This window comes from Gordonia sp. NPDC062954 (genome assembly GCF_044543825.1).
Taxonomy (GTDB): Bacteria; Actinomycetota; Actinomycetes; order Mycobacteriales; family Mycobacteriaceae; genus Gordonia; species Gordonia tangerina.
The window spans coordinates 21,475-38,985 of record NZ_JBITWL010000019.1; the positions used below are offsets into that span (position 1 = coordinate 21,475).

General features: G+C 66.3%; 15 protein-coding genes. 8 read left to right on the top strand and 7 right to left on the bottom strand.

Features of this window, described 5'->3' with window-relative positions; genetic code table 11:
* Position 1 precedes the first annotated feature (1 nt).
* On the top strand, positions 2-1,123 hold the full coding sequence (locus ACIGKQ_RS17395; RefSeq protein WP_396574615.1) for an MSMEG_0565 family glycosyltransferase: 1,122 nt from the start codon (positions 2-4) through the stop codon (positions 1,121-1,123).
* A 285-nt stretch (positions 1,124-1,408) separates the two neighbouring features.
* On the opposite strand, the gene ACIGKQ_RS17400 is transcribed toward ACIGKQ_RS17395, so the two are convergent.
* The gene (locus ACIGKQ_RS17400) at positions 1,409-2,593 is read right to left on the bottom strand and encodes an alkaline phosphatase family protein (protein WP_287016202.1); all 1,185 of its coding nucleotides are present in this window, start codon (positions 2,591-2,593) and stop codon (positions 1,409-1,411) included.
* An 82-nt stretch (positions 2,594-2,675) separates the two neighbouring features.
* Between ACIGKQ_RS17400 and ACIGKQ_RS17405 the strand changes: the two genes are divergently transcribed.
* The gene (locus ACIGKQ_RS17405) at positions 2,676-6,080 is read left to right on the top strand and encodes an SNF2-related protein (protein WP_396574570.1); all 3,405 of its coding nucleotides are present in this window, start codon (positions 2,676-2,678) and stop codon (positions 6,078-6,080) included.
* Between the two features lie 26 nt (positions 6,081-6,106).
* Here ACIGKQ_RS17405 and ACIGKQ_RS17410 read toward each other — a convergent pair whose 3' ends face one another.
* From ACIGKQ_RS17410 to ACIGKQ_RS17420, 3 genes are all read right to left on the bottom strand, one after another.
* Positions 6,107-6,553, bottom strand: a complete 447-nt coding sequence (locus ACIGKQ_RS17410; RefSeq protein ID WP_396574571.1) for a hypothetical protein — start codon at positions 6,551-6,553, stop codon at positions 6,107-6,109.
* 100 nt (positions 6,554-6,653) lie between these two features.
* Positions 6,654-8,369, bottom strand: a complete 1,716-nt coding sequence (locus ACIGKQ_RS17415; protein ID WP_266061955.1) for a SulP family inorganic anion transporter — start codon at positions 8,367-8,369, stop codon at positions 6,654-6,656.
* A gap of 44 nt (positions 8,370-8,413) precedes the next feature.
* Entirely contained in the window at positions 8,414-8,986 is a 573-nt protein-coding gene (locus tag ACIGKQ_RS17420; protein WP_396574572.1) for a TetR/AcrR family transcriptional regulator, read from the bottom strand.
* A gap of 36 nt (positions 8,987-9,022) precedes the next feature.
* On the opposite strand from ACIGKQ_RS17420, the gene ACIGKQ_RS17425 reads away from it, so the two are divergent.
* Positions 9,023-10,045, top strand: a complete 1,023-nt coding sequence (locus tag ACIGKQ_RS17425) for a DMT family transporter (RefSeq protein WP_396574573.1) — start codon at positions 9,023-9,025, stop codon at positions 10,043-10,045.
* Here the strand turns inward: ACIGKQ_RS17425 and ACIGKQ_RS17430 are convergent.
* Positions 9,976-10,431, bottom strand: coding sequence for an Lsr2 family protein (locus tag ACIGKQ_RS17430; RefSeq protein ID WP_396574574.1), 456 nt, complete (start codon positions 10,429-10,431; stop codon positions 9,976-9,978). The two genes, ACIGKQ_RS17425 and ACIGKQ_RS17430, sit on opposite strands and share 70 nt — an antisense overlap.
* A 68-nt stretch (positions 10,432-10,499) precedes the next feature.
* Between ACIGKQ_RS17430 and ACIGKQ_RS17435 the strand changes: the two genes are divergently transcribed.
* Both ACIGKQ_RS17435 and ACIGKQ_RS17440 read left to right on the top strand, forming a co-directional pair.
* A complete protein-coding gene (locus ACIGKQ_RS17435; protein WP_396574575.1) occupies positions 10,500-11,678 on the top strand; it encodes a low temperature requirement protein A in 1,179 nt (392 codons plus the stop codon).
* An 81-nt stretch (positions 11,679-11,759) separates the two neighbouring features.
* The gene (locus tag ACIGKQ_RS17440) at positions 11,760-12,695 is read left to right on the top strand and encodes a S9 family peptidase (protein WP_266061964.1); all 936 of its coding nucleotides are present in this window, start codon (positions 11,760-11,762) and stop codon (positions 12,693-12,695) included.
* Positions 12,696-13,156: 461 nt separating this feature from the next.
* Here the strand turns inward: ACIGKQ_RS17440 and ACIGKQ_RS17445 are convergent, their stop codons facing one another.
* Positions 13,157-14,896, bottom strand: a complete 1,740-nt coding sequence (locus tag ACIGKQ_RS17445; protein ID WP_287016195.1) for a DUF3556 domain-containing protein — start codon at positions 14,894-14,896, stop codon at positions 13,157-13,159.
* A 110-nt stretch (positions 14,897-15,006) separates the two neighbouring features.
* Between ACIGKQ_RS17445 and ACIGKQ_RS17450 the strand changes: the two genes are divergently transcribed.
* Together ACIGKQ_RS17450 and ACIGKQ_RS17455 are read left to right on the top strand one after the other, a co-directional pair.
* The gene (locus ACIGKQ_RS17450; RefSeq protein WP_396574576.1) at positions 15,007-15,495 is read left to right on the top strand and encodes a hypothetical protein; all 489 of its coding nucleotides are present in this window, start codon (positions 15,007-15,009) and stop codon (positions 15,493-15,495) included.
* Positions 15,496-15,568: 73 nt separating this feature from the next.
* Positions 15,569-16,201: a hypothetical protein gene (locus tag ACIGKQ_RS17455; protein ID WP_396574577.1), complete on the top strand. Its 633-nt coding sequence runs from the start codon at positions 15,569-15,571 to the stop codon at positions 16,199-16,201.
* A gap of 23 nt (positions 16,202-16,224) precedes the next feature.
* Here ACIGKQ_RS17455 and ACIGKQ_RS17460 read toward each other — a convergent pair whose 3' ends face one another.
* Positions 16,225-16,827 (bottom strand): hypothetical protein, encoded by a 603-nt coding sequence (locus tag ACIGKQ_RS17460; protein ID WP_266061971.1) that lies wholly within the window; start codon positions 16,825-16,827, stop codon positions 16,225-16,227.
* A gap of 271 nt (positions 16,828-17,098) precedes the next feature.
* Between ACIGKQ_RS17460 and ACIGKQ_RS17465 the strand changes: the two genes are divergently transcribed.
* Positions 17,099-17,506 carry a hypothetical protein gene (locus ACIGKQ_RS17465; protein WP_235721535.1) on the top strand — a complete coding sequence of 136 codons (408 nt, stop codon included), beginning with the start codon at positions 17,099-17,101 and terminating at the stop codon, positions 17,504-17,506.
* The last annotated feature ends 5 nt before the right edge of the window (positions 17,507-17,511 follow it).

Genomic DNA, 17,511 nt, shown 5'->3' on the forward strand with positions numbered 1-17,511 from the left:
CATGCGTATCGCCCTGCTCACGTACTCCACCAAGCCGCGCGGAGGCGTCGTTCATACGCTCAACCTCGCCGAGGCGCTGGCGCACCACGGCGCCGAGGTCACGGTGTGGAGTCTCGCCCGCGGCGGCGACGACGGCTTTTTCCGCCAGATCGACCCGACGGTGACGCAGCGGCTCATCCCGTTCGCCGACGTTGCCGACGAGACCATCACCGAGCGGATCGTGCGCTCCATCGAGACCCTGCGTCACGCGTTCGACCCGAGCGCCTACGACATCGTGCACGCGCAAGATTGCATCAGCGCCAACGCTGTCGGAACATGCATCCGCACCATTCATCATCTCGACCAGTTCACCACCCCGATCCTGGTGGAATGCCACGAGAAGGCCGTCGTCAACCCGTACGCGCACATCTGTGTGTCCCGGGCGGTCGCCCACGAGGTGCACGACGGTTGGGGATTATCGCCGACGGTGATACCGAATGGCGTTGACTACCAGCGGTTCCACGATGCGGCAGCTCCCGCCGCTACGAAGGATCGTCGACGATGGCGCGAGCGGCTCGGGCCGTATGTGCTCGCGGTCGGCGGTATCGAACCGCGCAAGGGCAGCATCGATCTTCTGGAGGCCTACGCCGCGCTGCGGCAGCAGAATCCCGATCTGGCTTTGGTTTTCGCGGGTGGTGAAACGCTGTTCGACTACCGTGACTATCGGGCCGAGTTCGAGCGTCGGCAAGCCGAACTCGGGGTGGAGCCGGTCGTGCTGGGCCCGGTGGCCGACGACGCCCTGCCCGCCCTGGTCGCCGGGTGCGAGGTCTTCGCATTCCCGTCGACGAAGGAAGGTTTCGGTCTCGCGGCCATGGAGGCGCTGGCCGCAGGTCGTCCGGTGGTCGCCCGCGAACTCCCCATCCTGCGCGAGGTGTTCGGCGACACCGTCACCTATGCCGCCGACCTCGACGCGCTGGCCACGCAGCTACACGCGGCGCGCACCTCCCATCCCGGCCGGCGCGCAGCCGGTGAAGCGCTGGCCAGGTCGCTCACCTGGGACAACGCCGCCCAAGCGCACCTCGAGTTCTATGCGGCGCATCCCTACCCTGTCGGTGGCCGTGGTCTCGATACGGTCCTCGCCTAGCGGCTCGTCCCTACTCGACCACCGAATGGGTGAGTCACTTCCGTCGGCGGTCGATCTCGATACGCCGCTCACTACGGTCGCGGCTACTCGAACCGCTTCCGTCGGTGGTCGAGTAGTCTCGAGCCGCTTCCGTCGGTGGTCGAGTAGTGTCGAGCCGCTTCCGTCGGTGGTCGAGTAGTGTCGAGCCGCTTCCGTCGGTGGTCGAGTAGTCTCGAGCCGCTAGGCGAGAGACGTATCGAGACCACGTGACCTATCTCCGAGAGACCACGTCACCCAACGCCGAGATCACCCCTGCGCCAACAACACCGGCACCAGCTGCTCGGCAGCGGTCCACGCCCCGTGGTGGCCGACCATGTTCACCTCGAGCTCGGGATCGGTCAGGCTGCGGGTGAGGATCGTCGTACCGCGCGCCACCGCCACCAGGTCACCGATCCGTTCGGCCACGGCGTCGGTCACCTCCACCCCGAACCACTCCTCGTCAAGCACCTGCTCACGCGCCACCACATGCGCATCGTCGCCCAGCGCGTCGGTCCAGAACGACTGCACATCGTCGCGGGCGCCCGGCCGGGTGTACACCTGACGCACCCGCATCTCGCCCGCGACGGCCTCCACGCCCTTCAACATCTCGTCGGTGGTGTCGATGTCGAATCTGTTGTCCGCCTGGATCATCCCGTGATCACCGGTGACGACCAGCGTGGCGTCGCGGCCGAGCGCGGCGGCCAGGTCGGCCACCATGCGGTCGGCCACAGCCAACGCCTTGACCCACTGCGGAGATCCGGGTCCGAAGAGGTGGCCGGCGGCGTCGAGGTCGGGCCAGTACGCGTACACGAACCGGTGCCGTGGACTCTGCGGCGCGAGCGCCTCACCCACCCCGGCGAGGATCTCGGCCGGGTTCTGCGCCGGCCGATAGGTGCCCTCCACTCGAAATGCTGCCCGACTGAAACCGGATCCGCGGTAGAGCCCCGGCATCACATAGGTGACCTCGACGCCACGCGCCGCCATCTCCGGCAACAATCCCTCGATGGGTTGGATCTGTTCGGGTACATAGGTTCCCAACGCCGAGCGGCCGTCGGAGCGGTCCAGGGTCCAGCGTAAGGCGTTGAGCAGCTGACGGTTCGGTGCCCTGGTGGCCGCACGGTCGGTGCGAAACGAGTAACCGATCACGCCGTGACTGCCGCACGAAGCCCCGGACATGAGGCTGGTGATGCTGGACGCGGTGGTGGCCGGGAAGCCGGCGCGGATGGTGGTCGAGCGCAGCGACGTGAGGGTCGGCGCCACATCGGCGTGCGCGGTGAGCAGACTGTCACCGAGGCCGTCGATCAGCAGCAGCACCACATCCTTGCTCCCCGGCACCGGTACCGCCGCCGACAGCTGACCGTTCAGCGAGTCGTCAATCGCGGGCAGGACGTCGGCCAGCGTGGCATAGCTGCTCCAGCGCCACGGGTGGAGCTCGTCGATCACTTCATTCACAGACGACACGGTAACCACAGATCCTGTGCACAACGCACGCTCATCACGAATTTCGTCGTCGTCGAGCCCTACGCTGGGGGCCATGTCCGGCTATCAACCCATCGGCACCAACGGGGCTGACCACCTCACTGCCTTCGACGAGCGCACCGTCGATCGCGGCTCCGCCTATGCCGACCAGGGGCGCATCGCCGGTATGAGCTGGTCCGACGACGAACTGGTGCTGTCCGGGTTGTGTCAAGGATCGGGCGGCCACAGCTATCACACCACCATCGAGTTCACCTCCCAGGAGCGCACCCGCCGACTCGACACAACCGAGTGCAGCTGCCCGGTCGGGTTCTTCTGCAAGCACGCGGTCGCGTTGCTGTTGACGGCCTTCGACGAAGAGCGACGGACCGCACACCCACCTACGCCAGTGGCGCCTGCGTCGGTTGCGCACCTGCCGGCGCAGTGGCGGACCACGCTGAGCGCACTTGTCCCGGTCGAGCCGGAGCAGACCGAACCCGACCCGCTAGGCATCCTCGTGGAACTGCCGCCCACCCATCGGTATGCGCCCAATCCGGCGCCCACTCTGCGGCTGGTTCGGCGCGGCACCAGCGGCAAGTGGGTTCGGACCGGCATCAACTGGCGCACGGTGTCGGGCGCCGCATCGGGCGCATTCAGCGCGAGGTCGCCGGCCGGCTATGACCCCGCCCAGCATCGGGCCGTCGTCGCGATCGCGCGTGCCGTCGCCGAGGGCGGGATGAACGTCGACACATTGTCGCTGACGTGGGCGCCCGCCGACATCTGGACGATGCTCGCCGAGGCACAGGCCGCCGGGGTGGCACTGGTCGCGGATCGGTCAACGGGCGCCGACCGGGTCGAGGTATTCGCGGGTGCGCGCATCGCGTTACGCATCACCGCCGTCGACGACGGTGCGTTGGTCTCCCCGTATCTGCAGGTCGACCACGAGCAGTGGGACCAGTCGCCGGTGGGGCTCATCGGTTCTCCGATGCCGCACAGTGCGTTCACCGTCGCTGAAGGTGTGTTGCTGATGGGACCGTTCGAATGCCCCACCCACCGTGGCGCCCTGGACAGTCTGGTTGCTTCCGGTGGTATCACCATTCCCTACGACGACATCGACGAGTTCGCAGCCGAGCTGCTACCCGAACTGTCGGCGCATGTACCGGTCGACATCGTCGACGACGCCATCGCCGCCCCGGTCATCGACGGTCCCACACCCCTGTTGACGGTTCAGGTCGGCGACGAGTCGGCGCTCGTGCATTGGAGCATCCGCTACACGATCAACGGGCGGCCGCGCGACTTCGAGGAGCGGGAGTCGCCGGCGGCCAGCACCTTGCGTGATGTCGATGCCGAAGCGCAGGCCTGGAAGGATGCGCGCGCTGCGCTGGAGCTCGTTGCGATGCGCTGCTCACGGTGGTTGCCGCAGGCCACGCGATGGGTACACAGCGATCTGCGTGGTGCCGCGGGCGTCGACGCCGATCTCGACGCCGTGGTGGCCGAGGACACCGAGACCGCTGTCCAGAAGGCCAGCACCCGGCTGCTTCGGCGAACCTTCACCTACTCAATGCTCGACACGGCCGTCCTGATCGGTGAGCTCATCCCAGAGCTGGGCGACAACATCGCCGTCGAGATCACCGGCAACGCCACCGATTTCCGGCCCGCCGAGAACGAACCGGAGATCGCGATCTCCGAGGAGGAGACCACCGCCGGCAACGACTGGCTGAATCTCGCGATCACCGTCACCGTCGACGGGCACGACGTCCCGCTGGGTGTGGTGATCCGGGCCATCGCCGCGCGCGCCACCCACCTGCTGTTGGCGGATGGCACCTACTTTCCGCTCGACGACCCAGGCCTGCGGCGGCTCGCCGAACTGATGGACGAGGCCCACGAACTCGGCGAGGTCGACAACGGGCACGTGCGCCGCGACACCTATCACGCCAGCCTCTGGGACGAACTGCTCAGCCTCGGTGTGGTCGATGATCAGCTCGCCGAATGGCATGAGCGCGTGCGTAAACTGGCCACCGCCACCCTGCCCGGTCCAGGTGGGCCACCTGCCGGTCTGAACGCCGAGCTGCGCGACTACCAGGCCGACGGCCTCGACTGGCTCCGCTTCCTCTGGCACAACCGGCTCGGTGGCATCCTCGCCGACGACATGGGACTGGGCAAGACGGTGCAGGCGCTCGCGCTGATCGCCGAGGCCTCCGCCGAGGTCCCCACCGGCAGCTTCCTGGTGATCGCGCCGACAAGTGTGGTGGGGAACTGGGTCAGCGAGGCACAGCGTTTCGTGCCCGATCTGCGGGCTGTCGCGGTCACCGCCACCGAAGCCAAGAGCGGAGTGAGCTTTGCCGAACAGGTCGACGGCGCACACATCGTGGTCACCTCGTACACACTGCTGCGCTTGCAGTTCCAGCAGATCAGCCAATTCCAATGGACGGGCGTCATCTTCGACGAGGCGCAGTTCGTCAAGAACCACAACAGCAAAACCCATCAATGTGCACGTCGTCTTGGGGCCGAGATGAAGCTGGCCATCACCGGCACCCCTATGGAGAACAACCTGATGGAGCTGTGGTCGTTGCTGTCGCTGACCGCGCCCGGGTTGTTCCCGTCGCCGAAGGTGTTCGGCGACTATTTCCGCAAACCCATCGAGTCCGGACAGAACCCGGGCCGGCTCGAGCAACTGCGGCAGCGTATCCGGCCGGTCATGTTGCGCCGCACCAAGGATCAGGTGGTCGGCGACCTACCGGCGAAACAGGAGCAGGTGCTCGCCGTGGGGTTGGCCGCCAAACACGACAAGATCTATCAGACTCGCCTCAACCGGGAGCGGCAACGGGTGCTCGGTCTGCTCGGGGATTGGGAGGAGAACCGATTCGCGATCTTCCGGTCGCTGACCATGCTGCGACAGCTGAGCCTGCACGCCGGGCTGGTGGAGGACAAGCATCGCGACGTGGCGTCGGCGAAGATCGACTACCTCGCCGAACAACTGCCCGAGTTGATCGCCGAAGGCCATGCGGCGCTGGTGTTCAGCCAGTTCACCGGGTTCCTCGGGCTGATCCGTGAGCGGCTCGACGACCTCGGCATCGCCTACAGCTACCTCGACGGCTCGATGTCGGCGGCCCAGCGCACGGCCCAGATCGACGCCTTCACCGACGGCACCGCGAAGGTGTTCCTGATCAGCCTCAAGGCCGGCGGTTTCGGCCTCAACCTCACCGAAGCCGACTACTGCTTCGTGTGCGATCCGTGGTGGAACCCGGCCGCCGAGGCCCAGGCCGTCGACCGCGCCCACCGCATCGGGCAGACCCGACCGGTCACCGTCTACCGCCTGGTGTCCAAGGGCACCATCGAGGAGAAAGTGGTGGAGTTGCAGGACCGCAAGCGCGCCCTGTTCGACGCCGTCGTCGACGAGGGCGACCTATTCGGCACCGTCATCAGCGCCGCCGACGTCCGTGCCCTCGTCGGCGACGACGCATCTGTGGGCGACCCTTCGTGACGGACCTCCGCAGGCTCCGGTCCTCCTCAGGTATCGGGGGGTTGCGCCAACCCCGCCCCACCGAACCACCCTGCCGCCACCCGGTATTCAAGCTCCACCAGATGGTGTGCGGGCACATGAATCGCACATTGCGCGACCCGGCTCCGCCGTCGTCCGCGCCGCAGATAGATCAGAACCTGACGATGTCCGGCCGGCAGCGGAAGCTCGATGCGCCCCCACCGTCCCTGCAGCAATTCGTGACCGTCGACCACCACATGAGCACCGCCCAGCGGCGCGGGAAGATGTGCAGCCGCCAGCCGGCATGTGATCGCCACACCCTGATGCAACTGTCGCGGTGCCCGACCGGGCCGACGCACCGGTTGGGACGAGGCGACGTGCGGTCGACGCGCCCACGCGCGGGTGGGGAGCGGTCGTCGACCGAGGTCGGCGGCAGGTCCCGTCGTCGGTGGCGGGGCGTACGGATGGGCGGTCATGTCGCGCAGCACCGTACGGGACCGCTGCGCGGCACCGTGGGAGGCCCGCCGTCACGTCGGTCGCACGAATGATGTCCACCGACGAACTGCCAGCTCCCGACTATGCGGGCCCCAGATCCCCGCGCCACTGCCCGGTGATCTCATCCACCTTCGCCCCGGTGGTCGGTGCGAATCGACTCTCGTCGAAGCGCGGCTCGCCATGCAACGTGAGGTCGTAGTGGGCGAGTTGGTCGCGTACGGGGTCCTTCATCTCGGCGAAGACCAGGGTGATGTCCTGTGCGCGCAGGAAGTCGTCGAGCTCCACGATTTCGTCGACCGCGGTCGCGTCGATCTCGGTGATGGGTTCGGCGGCGATGATGACGGTGTGCAGGTCGCGGTGCGCGCGCATCACTTCAGTGCGCACGTAGTCATCGAAGATCCCGCCGTTGGCGAAGAACAGCGGCGCGTCGAACCGCAGTATCAGTACACCCTCGATGCGTTCGGCACTGGGGTGGCGGCTCACGTCGTGGTATCCGCGGACGCCCGGCACCCGTCCGAGTTCGGTGCGATAGGGCCGCCACGCCTGGTTGATGAACGCCAGGAACGACAGTCCGATGGCCACCAGAATGCCCTGCAGCACGCCGATCAGCGCGACACCGAGGAACGCCGCAACCGACAAGGCCCCCTCGATCCAGTGCATCCGGAACAGCGTCACCACCCCGCGAATGTCGACCAGCGTCAGCGCAGCCGAGATCACCACTGCGGCCAACGCCGACGACGGCAGGTACTCGGTGATATTCGGGGCGGCAAAGATGAATACCACGATCATCAACGCGCCGACCAAAGGCGCCAGCTGTGTTCGGGCACCAGATGATTCGGCCACCGGTGTCCGCGACGACGATGCCGAGATGGCGAAGCCGCTCAGGAAGCCGGTGGCGATGTTGGCGGTACCGATGGCGGCCATCTCCTGACTGCCGTTGACCGTGGTGCCCGCGCGCGCCGCGAAGGTCCGTGACAGCACACTGGTGTCGGCGAACGCGATCAGCGCGATGCCGATGGCCGGCCCGATCAGGTTGATCACGTCGTCGAGGGTGACACCACCGAGCGCGGGGGTGGGCAGACCTCGTGGCATCGCTCCGACCACCGGGATGTCGTCGGACCAGCCGAACACGGCGACCACCACGATCGCACCGATGACGGCCATCAAAACTCCCGGAAAAGCTCTGCGCCACAGCTTGAGCAGCAGGATCACCCCCAGGCAGGACACACCGATCGCGGTCGACAGCCCGTCGACCTCGCCGTCAGCGATGCCGGTGACGAAGTCGACCACTTCTTCCAGCGCCGAGTCGCCCTCGATGGAGAAACCGAGCAGCTTGGGCAGCTGACTCAACAACACCACCAACGCGATGCCGTTGAGATAGCCGATCCGGATCGGTTTGGACAGCAGATCGGTGACGAACCCGACGCGCAACAGCCCGCCGATCACCAGCACGATGCCGACCTCGATGGCCAACACGCCGGCAAGGGCCACGCGTTCTTCGTCGAAGGCGGCCAACGGGATGATGGCGGCGGCGATGATCGGTGCGAGAGAGGAATCCGGGCCCAGCACCAGGATGCGTGATGGACCGACGATCGCGTAGGCGATGAGCGGGATGATGGTGGCGTACAGGCCGGTCACCGGCGGCAGGCCGGCCACCTCGGCGTACCCCATGCCGGCCGGGATCAGCAGGGCGGTGAGCACCACGCCGGCGACGAGATCGCCGCGCAGCCAGGAACGGTCGTACGACTTGAGGGTGGCCAGTCCGGGTAGGTAGCGGTCGAGTCGCGAGGACGCCATGGCAGGCATTATCGCCTACCGCGCACCTGCGGCGGACAACATCGTCAACCAGTGGAGATCAGCGTCACCGACAGCTCCTCCGCGACCCGGAAAGCATCGTCGACGACGCCCATCCCGTTGGTGACCAGTGCGCCCTCATGGATGAGCAGCAGCCGCTCGCCGACGTCCGCCGACGACCCGATCCCGGCGTCGACGGCGACTTGCGTGAACAGGTCGAGCATCCAGTGCTTCTGGCCGATGATGATCGAATACGCGGGATGCTCGGGGTCGCTGATCTCGGCATGAGCGTTGATCATGCTGCAGCCCTTTGGGCTTCGGTCGACAGCCCAGTCCCGGGTGGCGCCGTAGATCACCCGGAGGCGTGTCCCCGGCGCGTCGCCGGCCTGCGCGAGACGTTCATTGACCAGTTCTCGCCACGCGAGGTCCCGCGCCCGTAGGTACTCGACAACGAGTTGCTCCTTGGACCCGAACCGGTCGTACAGGGTGCGTTTGGTGACGCCGGCACGCGAGGCTATCGCCTCGACCCCCACGGCGTGAATGCCCTGTTCATAGAACAGTTCGGAAGCGGCGTCGAGGATCACCCGCGCCTTTGGTGTCCAGTCGACCTCGATACTCACCTTGCACATACTACACCGATCGGTAAAGTCGCGAACATGATGACTTCACCGATCGGTAAAGCTGCTTCGTGGGTGACACCGGCCCTTTCGGTGCTCTTCGTTCTCTGTTGGTCGTCGGGATTCATCGGCGCCAAGCTCGGCGCCGCCGATGCGCAGATGACCACCGTCTTGGCATGGCGGTTTGTGGTGGTCAGCGTACTTCTCGTGGTGGTGGGCGCCCTGGTGCGACGTGGGGCAGCACCACCTCGCCGTGCGGCGCGCGTCTACGGCCATCAGGTCGTCATCGGCGCGCTCTCACTGTTCGGCTACGCCGCAACCGTGTTCTGGGCCATCGGGCTGGGCGTCAGCACCGGGACCACTGCGCTCATCGACGGCGTGCAGCCGCTGGTGGTCGCCGCACTGGCCGGGCCGGTCCTCGGCACCGCCGCGACAGGACGGCAGTGGTGGGGTTTGCTCGTCGGAGCCGCGGGCGTGGTGATCGTGACGTGGACCGATGCGGCGAGTGCGGCCACCGACGCGCCGTGGTGGGCTTATCTGGTGCCGCTCATCGGTATGGGGTGTCTCGTTGCGGCAACCTTTTTGGAGCGGCGAATCGACTCGCCGATGTCGGTGTGGGAGGCGTTCACCGTGCATTGTGTGACATCGGCGGCGTTGTTCGCCGCGTTGGCGATCGCGACCGGCGCCGTGGTTCCGCCGATGCAGTTGGACTTCTGGCTCGCCATCGGGTGGCTGGTGGTGTTCTCGACCTTGGGCGGCTTCGGCCTGTACTGGGTGCTCGTTCGCCGGGTCGGCGTGACATCGACGAACACCCTGATGTTCCTCATGCCGCCGGTGACGGCGGTCTGGGGAGCGGCGATGTACAGCGAACCACTCACGTGGACAACCATCCTCGGGCTGAGCATGGCACTCGGTGCCACCTGGGTGGTCAATCGCGGCGGCCGATGCGGTGGTGAACGGTCGGATGCCGAACCGTCTGACACGGCAGCGCCTTACGACGCCGCCGCGTCGAATGCGTCGATGAGCTCGGCCGATAGCCGCCCGCGTGTCGACACCTCGTAGCCTTTCTCCTGTGCCCACAGCCGGATGGCCCGATTCCGTTGCCGCACCTCGGCGCGTGTGGACACCCTGGTCGGACCATCGGTGGCCGGTACGCGCGCAGCCATCTGGACGTACTCCGCGATACCCATCTCGAACTTGGCGACGTTCGCGGAGCGGAGGTCCAAACGGTAGCGAACCGGCCGACGGCCGGGTAGCTTCACTTCGAACTCGACGCGGTTGAAGTCATCGGGATCGATCGGTTCTCCATCCATGTCGTCGACGATCTCGATGCGTTGTATGCGGACCAATGTGGCGACCGCCTCCCCAGTGTCATACTTGATCGCTGATTCAGGATAGTACACCTCTGCGAGGCGGGAGAGTCCGCTGCCGCGAATACGGATGTCCACAGCGGCGACGGGGCTCGAGTGACATGATGCGAGAGTCCGTCACCCAAGACCCCACCGGGAAGGTGAGAATGCCGCCTCAACTGCACCTGAGCAGCATGCGACCGCGCGACCCGGCCGAACCCGGCCGCTCCGCCAGTCCGCTCGAGTTGTTCTTCGACCTCGTGTTCGTGGTGGCGGTGGCCACCGCTGCTGTGCAACTGCATCATGCGTTGACCGAGAATCACGTGGCCGACGGGCTCGTGTCCTACGCGATCGTGTTCTTCGGGATCTGGTGGGCGTGGATGAACTTCACGTGGTTCGCCACCTCATTCGGTACCGACGACTGGCTCTACCGAGTACTGACGTTCGTGCAGATGGCAGGTGTGTTGGTGCTCGCGGCGGGAATCGAGCCGACCTTCACCGACCGCGATTTCACGCTTCTGGTGGTCGGCTACGTGATCATGCGATTCGCGATGGTGGCCCAGTGGCTACGGGCGTCGCGCACGTCGGTCGAGTTCCGGCGGACCTGCCGGCGTTATGCCGCGGGCATTGCAGTCGTGCAGGTGCTGTGGATTCTCTGGCTCTTCATTCCGGAAGGTCCGGTGGCCTCGGTCGTCTTGGTGTTGTTGATCGCCGGCGAACTCGCCGTGCCCGTCGTCGCCGAACGGGCGGGCAACACGCCGTGGCATCCGCATCACATCACCGAACGCTACGGCCTGTTCACCCTGATCCTGTTGGGCGAGAGCCTGTTGGCCTCAGCCAACGCCATCATCGAGGCGCTACATGGTGAAGAAGAACTCGCACCCCTCATCTCGCTGGCGATCCTCACTTTCATCGTCACTGCTTCGCTGTTCTGGATCTACTTCTGGCCGCCGCACCATCGCGCCATCGGCTCACTTTCGCAGTCGATCCGGTACGGCTATGTGCACTACTTCGTGTTCGCCGCGGCGGGAGCGTTCTCGGCGGGTATCGAGGTGGAGATCGACGTGCTGACCCATCACAGCGAACTCACCGAAACCCAGGCGTCGTTCACCGTCACCGTCCCGATCGCCATCTTCATCCTCGGCATCTGGTGGATAGCGATGCGCGCCAACGCCGATCGCGTCGTCAACACGGTGGTCCCGGTGGGTGCGCTGCTGGTGCTGTTCGACCCGTTCATCCCGGTACCGGTGACCCTGACCGCGGTGCTACTGATCGCCATCGTCGTCGTGCTGGTGCTGCACCCACCGGTAGGCGAGCGCAATTCGGAACGAGCAGAACAACACTGACGACAAACAAATCACCGCAGAGGCGGTCGCGGTGGTAGAAGCTGAACAGGAGCCCGCGTGCGGCGATTCAATAAGTCCACGATGACCGGAGTGGTCGGGGCGATGGTGATGGCCGCCGTCGCCTGTGGCTCGGATGGTTCCGAACCACCGGCCGGCGGCCAGCACAGCGCAGTCGCGACCTCGGGTGCCGATGCGGGTGAGGTGACCGTCACCCGCATCGAGTACCCCACCGTCGACGATGCCGACACCGAACAGAACTGGGCCGACCTCTACCTGCCCGCCAATGCGCAGGAACCCGACACCGTCCCGCTGGTCGTGCTGATCCACGGCGGTTCCTGGCAGAGCCACTTGGGTGCGGATCTGTTCGACCCGTTGGCTCGCGACCTCGCGGCGCGGGGGATGGCGGTCTACAACGTCGAGTATCGGCGCGTCGGATCCGGTGGCGGGTGGCCGACCACCTTCCGCGACATCGCCAGTGCCCTCGATCATGTGGTCGACGTGGACAAGCGTTACCCGCAACTGACCACCGACGATGAGCTCGTCGTCGGGCACAGTGCGGGTGCGCAGTTGGCGGTGTGGGGCGGAACCCGACACAAACTGGAGAACGACGAAGTCGGTTCCCGTCCGGAGTTCCGGCCCACCCGAGTCGTGTCGTTGGCCGGTCCCCTGGACATGCGCTACGCCGCGACACACGGTGATGACCGCATCGTAACCGTGCTCGGCGGCACTCCCGGCGAGGTGCCCGACAGGTACACCTCGGTGGACCCGATTCAGAACATCGATCCGGACACGCCGGTGATCGCGATGCACGGCTCCGCCGACACCGTTGTGGCCCCGGTCAATTCGCGCCGCTATGTCGAAGCCGTGGAGCGCGAGGACGGGACCGCCTCGCTGGTCCTGCTCTCCGACATCGACCACGCGGCGATCGTCTCATCGGATGCGCCGTCCTACGAGCGGGTGCTCGATGTCATCAGCGCGACCTCGGAGGCGTCGCTGGACGAGCTGACCGAGGAATAGCTGCCATGCAGCGGCTGCGGTCCATCGTCAGGGGAGCCGAGTCCTGAGCAAAGACCTCGGATGTCCTGTCAGCAATCTCCCAGCCGGACCCGATGTGCTGACCAGGTTCGGGGCGCATCGTTGTTCCTGTCAGAGATGCGCCGGCGTGAGGCCGGACCGAACAGGAAGGGCAACGATGCCGACTCCCGCCAAGAACACCAACATCGCCCCGCAGCGCCGCCGTCGTCGGGTTCGCCAGTTCGACAAGCGCCTGCGCCGTTGGATTTGGGTGTGGAAGTAAACCCCGACCCGCCACACCCAGCTGCCACGACCCCGGTGCCCACTCTCCCTGGCGCCGGGGTCGTGGTGTGTTGCATGCCGACTCGGTCAGTGAAGGCTGCCGCGGCGATCGTGCATAGTGAGGCACGGTTCGACGACTCGAGCGGGGTTGCGGCGGGGCGAACACCAGGTCTATATGTGGCTCAGACCGTCTCGGCGTCAGCGCGCCAGGTGACGGTCACCGGGACGGTGTCGTCCCACGGTTGGCGGGTCACCAGGTCGGCTACGTTGACGTAGCCACGTTCGAGTTCACCGATCGCCGGGTCCACGAGCCGATACTGCTGGGTCTGCCGGTGGATGGGCTGCCCGTCGAGCAGCACGACACGTACCTCGCCCGGCTCGAACCGGCAGCGGCTGTGTAGCGCGGCGATGAGCTGCTCGTTGCACATGTGGCCGTCGCCGAAATTCCACCCCATCGCCGTCGAGCAGATGCGTTCGCCGTCGGTCAGCACATACGCCGACTCGTCGTGGGGCGCCATGGCGCGATGGGCGAGCGTGAACAATGCCCGGCCGTGACTGTTGAAGGAGCGGAACGCATATCCCATGTACAGCGGGATCTGCGCCGCCTCGGGGGAGCCATAGAACCGCTCGAGCTGCGCGGCCGGCATCGAGGCGATGGCGACGATGCCGTTCTCGATCTTCGCCGACGCCGACGGCTTCATGCACCACAGGCTGGTGTCCCAGTTGCCGGCGTAATAGCGCATGCCGGGCAGGAACGACACGGTGCGTGGCGAGAGGTTACCGAGGACCACAGTGCCCGCCGACACCGCGAACAACACGATCGGCCAGGGGGATTGGAGGTCGGTGAGGCCGATGTCGGCGTGGCCGACGAACAGCGCCAGCACGCCGAACATCATGAAGACGTTCCATTCCAGCGGCACCCCCATCGGAATCGAGGACAGGATGCCGAAATGGAAGATCAGCATGACGGTGGCTGCCACCGCGGTGATCCAGCCGCCGTGGGAGAAGAACAGCGCGATCGGGACCAGACCCTCGACGGCGGTGGAGAAGTGGGCGATCCAGCGGGAGCGTCGTCCGGGGCGCAGGTCGTCGGGGAAGTTCTCGAAGAACTTGCGTTTGATCGCCGGCGACCGCCAGATCGGGTTGTTCGACATCATCGTCGAGATCACGAACGGGAAGTGCTTGTTCAGTTTCGACGTGGCCGCGCCCAGCCAGATGCACAGGAAGATCAGTTTCGCGCCGATGATCATGTCCGCGCCGGCGAACAGGAACGTCACCGTGAGGGCCGCGTACACCTCGCCGCGGGCCGCGAGGAAGACGGTCTTGTCCCGCAGGCCGAGGACCGCGAGCAGTATCAGGATCGTCCAGATCTGCCACACCGGCAGAACGCCGGCGGTGGTGTCGAGCGCGGGGATCGGTCCGGTACCGGAACCGAACAATGCCACCAGCAGCATCAGCAGAAAGGCGCCGTAGAGCACCGCGTCGAGCGGTCGGCGGGTGTCGCCGCGGGTGAGCGGGATGCGTGCCGGCCACGGTGGCTGCCGGATGGTGCCCGGTCGCAGCCAGTAGAGGACCGATCCCATCGGCGGGAAGAACCGGTTGTTCAGCGGCCCGAATCCGCAGCCGAGGCCGATGACCTCGAACAGCATCGTGTACAGCACGACCTTCTGGAAGACGATCGGCTCGTTGTACCAGGCGGTGACATCAAAGAACCCGTCGATACCCGGGGTCGCGACGACGATGATCCATCCGACCAGGACGTAAGCCACGATCTTGCCGACATAGAACAGGTGCAACGCCACCGGTGTCCCGAACCCGACCTCGGCCCAGTGTTTCGCCATCGGGCGGATCTTCTCCGCCCGCGTCCCCTGACTCCACGTCGGGAAGTCGATCTCAGGGGTGTTCTGCTTCAGGAATCCCATCGTTGGCAAGCTAGCAAAGCAAGCAGTTGCTTGGTAGCGCTATGCGGATGTCGTGGCTCAGAGCGGCAGGCACGTGTCTCAACCCGCCCTGTCCTGGGTATCCGGTCACCATGACCACTCCGAGTCCGTACCGCCGTCAACTCCTCGCGACGTATCTGCGCATGCACCTCGTCGGCGCGGGCGCCGGCATTCGATTGGCCGAACTGCTGGCCGGTGATCCCTGGACCGACGGCCGGCTCGACCACCTACCGGACGAACTCGCCGACGAGGCCACCTTCGCTCGGGGTTGGGCGGCGTCGGTGAGTGGTTTGTCCGAGTCGTGGGTACCGCCGACGTTCGCTCTCACCGCCGGGGTGCGCCGCGTCGTGGCCCCGTTGCGCCCCACCCGCGGGCGGTTTCGGCGCGTCCTCGCGCTTGAGGCGATGCGGTCACTGGTACTGGCGAAGAAGGCGATGTGGGAACTCGGCATCGCCCTCGGCGACGACGTCGTCGATCTGGGCACCGTTGAGCAGCTACGGATCTATGACGAGGACGCGAAACGTCAGGCGCGGACCCTGCAGGAGCTGCACCAGCGGGCATCGTCGGAGGTATTCACCTGACCGACGGCGCAGCGTGCCGCAGTGAGTCTTAGACCGCCACTACGCTCGATGCCGGATCTGAGGGAGCGTGATGATGAAACGACGGGCGATGGCGGTGGCGGTGATGCTGGTCGGCGCGGCGGCCTTGAGCGGGTGTGGCGACTCCGACGACGACGTGGGTGTCGCCACCGTGACCAGCACGCTGGTTGTCACCCCCAGCACTGCGGCGAGTAGCCAAGCCGCCGGATCACCGGGCAACACCAACTGTGTCGAGGACGGCATGGACCCGGCCACCTGGAACACCGCCGCCGACACCGCACCGCCGCTCGCCCCGGTCACCGACGGCGGAGTCACCGACGTGACCCCCAGCGCCGGAGACTGTTTCGACACCATCGTCATCCGTACCGACACCGACTCCGACGTCGGCTTCAACGTCCGCTACGTACCGCAGGTCACCGAGGACGGATCGGGTCGACCCGTCCCGCTCCGCGGTGACGCGTTCCTGCAGGTCTCGGTGTCCGCGCCGGTGCTGGACCCACAACTGACCGACACCTTCGACTTCACGGCCGACGATCAGTACCGCACACTGCGCGAGATCGCTTTCGCCACCTCCTTCGAAGGTGTCACCACGCTGGGCGTCGGGGTTGACCACACCACCCCGTTCGCCGTCGAATCCCGTCGCGCCGACGACGGCACCACCGACATCGTCATGTACCTGGCGCATTGACCGACATCGGCGGGTGACAATCCTCAGCGCGACGCCAGCAGCGGGGTGTGCAGATCGTAGTAGGAGATGTCGCCCATCAACCGCATCTCCTCTTCGAACAGCGGCCGCAGATCGTCGGGCATCTCCATCTTCTCGCCCTCGCGGGCCGCGGCCTCGGAGGTGAAGTAGATGGCCTCCACATACGAGTCACTGCCGTCGCCACACAGCAGTCCGCCGATGATGTCCGGGCGACCCTCGTGCACCCGGTCGGACACTTCGCCCATCAGCTCGCGCATGCGGCCGACGTCGCTGGAGTGGCCTTCCATGATCTGGACGAAGCCGGCGTCGTCGGAACCGCCCTGCATCCACTCGGTGACATCCGTGCAGTCCATGAACGTGACCGGGCCGTCGAAGCACTGCTCGGTCTCGGCCCACCAGGTGCCCTGTTCGGGACGTTCGCTGTTGCGTTTCGCGGCCTCTTGGGATTCGAACCGAGCCAGCGCCACGAAGGTGCCGTCGTCGGTGATGCCGGCGGTGGTGCCGAGGTAGCCGGTCGCGCCCGGCTTCAGTTCGGTGTCCCATCGGTCGAGGCAGCGTTGCAGCCCGTCGGCATCGGATACTTTTCCTTGGAAGAGTTGAATGAACATGATTGCCTCCGTGCGGATTTCCGCAGTGAGATCATCTGGTGGTGGCCGACCCGTCGCAGGTCCCGTCGCACACCGACGGCCCATGGCCGCAGCCACTCCACCGATAATCGTGCTCTCCCGCACGGGACGGCGCAAGGGTGTCCGAGGACTTGCGCAGGGCGTCGCAACATCTGGTCCCTGAGGAGCCCGGAGCTTGCGGAGGGCGTCACGAAGGGTCACCCCCCCACACCACAAAAACGTAGCGTGGAGGCACCGATTCTGGACGGAGACCATGACCGACCCCGACGACCCGGACCCCGACGACCCGGACCGTGGCAGACCATTGGACCCCACCAGTCGTGAGAGCGTTCTCGTCATCACGCTCGCGCTGGCCGGGCTGATGATGACGCTGGCGACGTCGACGCTGCCGGTAATCGCCGACGTACCGCGCAGCGGGGTCTTCGCAGTGGTGGACGGCGCGGCAGATACCGCCGGCTATCTGGCGATGGCCGCGATTGCGGCGCGACCGCCCGTGCGCTGGGAGCTGGTGCGCCGCGTCGGTTGGGCGATGATTGCCGTGGCCGTGCTCGGTGGGGTGTGGGCGGCTGCGGCCGGTTCCGGCGCAGACTTCCTGCTCGCGATGTCGGGGTTGATGGCGGCGGTGGTGATCGTGGTCAGCCACCTCGTCGCGAGTCGCTGACCGTG

Coding starts and splice junctions, on each gene's coding strand:
- ACIGKQ_RS17450 (WP_396574576.1), top strand. CDS start 15,007: ATGACCACTCCGAGTCCGTACCGCCGTCAACTCCTCGCGACGTATCTG.
- ACIGKQ_RS17435 (WP_396574575.1), top strand. CDS start 10,500: ATGCCGCCTCAACTGCACCTGAGCAGCATGCGACCGCGCGACCCGGCC.
- ACIGKQ_RS17440 (WP_266061964.1), top strand. CDS start 11,760: ATGACCGGAGTGGTCGGGGCGATGGTGATGGCCGCCGTCGCCTGTGGC.
- ACIGKQ_RS17415 (WP_266061955.1), bottom strand. CDS start 8,369: ATGGCGTCCTCGCGACTCGACCGCTACCTACCCGGACTGGCCACCCTC.
- ACIGKQ_RS17410 (WP_396574571.1), bottom strand. CDS start 6,553: ATGACCGCCCATCCGTACGCCCCGCCACCGACGACGGGACCTGCCGCC.
- ACIGKQ_RS17465 (WP_235721535.1), top strand. CDS start 17,099: ATGACCGACCCCGACGACCCGGACCCCGACGACCCGGACCGTGGCAGA.
- ACIGKQ_RS17455 (WP_396574577.1), top strand. CDS start 15,569: ATGAAACGACGGGCGATGGCGGTGGCGGTGATGCTGGTCGGCGCGGCG.
- ACIGKQ_RS17405 (WP_396574570.1), top strand. CDS start 2,676: ATGTCCGGCTATCAACCCATCGGCACCAACGGGGCTGACCACCTCACT.
- ACIGKQ_RS17425 (WP_396574573.1), top strand. CDS start 9,023: ATGATGACTTCACCGATCGGTAAAGCTGCTTCGTGGGTGACACCGGCC.
- ACIGKQ_RS17445 (WP_287016195.1), bottom strand. CDS start 14,896: ATGGGATTCCTGAAGCAGAACACCCCTGAGATCGACTTCCCGACGTGG.
- ACIGKQ_RS17460 (WP_266061971.1), bottom strand. CDS start 16,827: ATGTTCATTCAACTCTTCCAAGGAAAAGTATCCGATGCCGACGGGCTG.
- ACIGKQ_RS17395 (WP_396574615.1), top strand. CDS start 2: ATGCGTATCGCCCTGCTCACGTACTCCACCAAGCCGCGCGGAGGCGTC.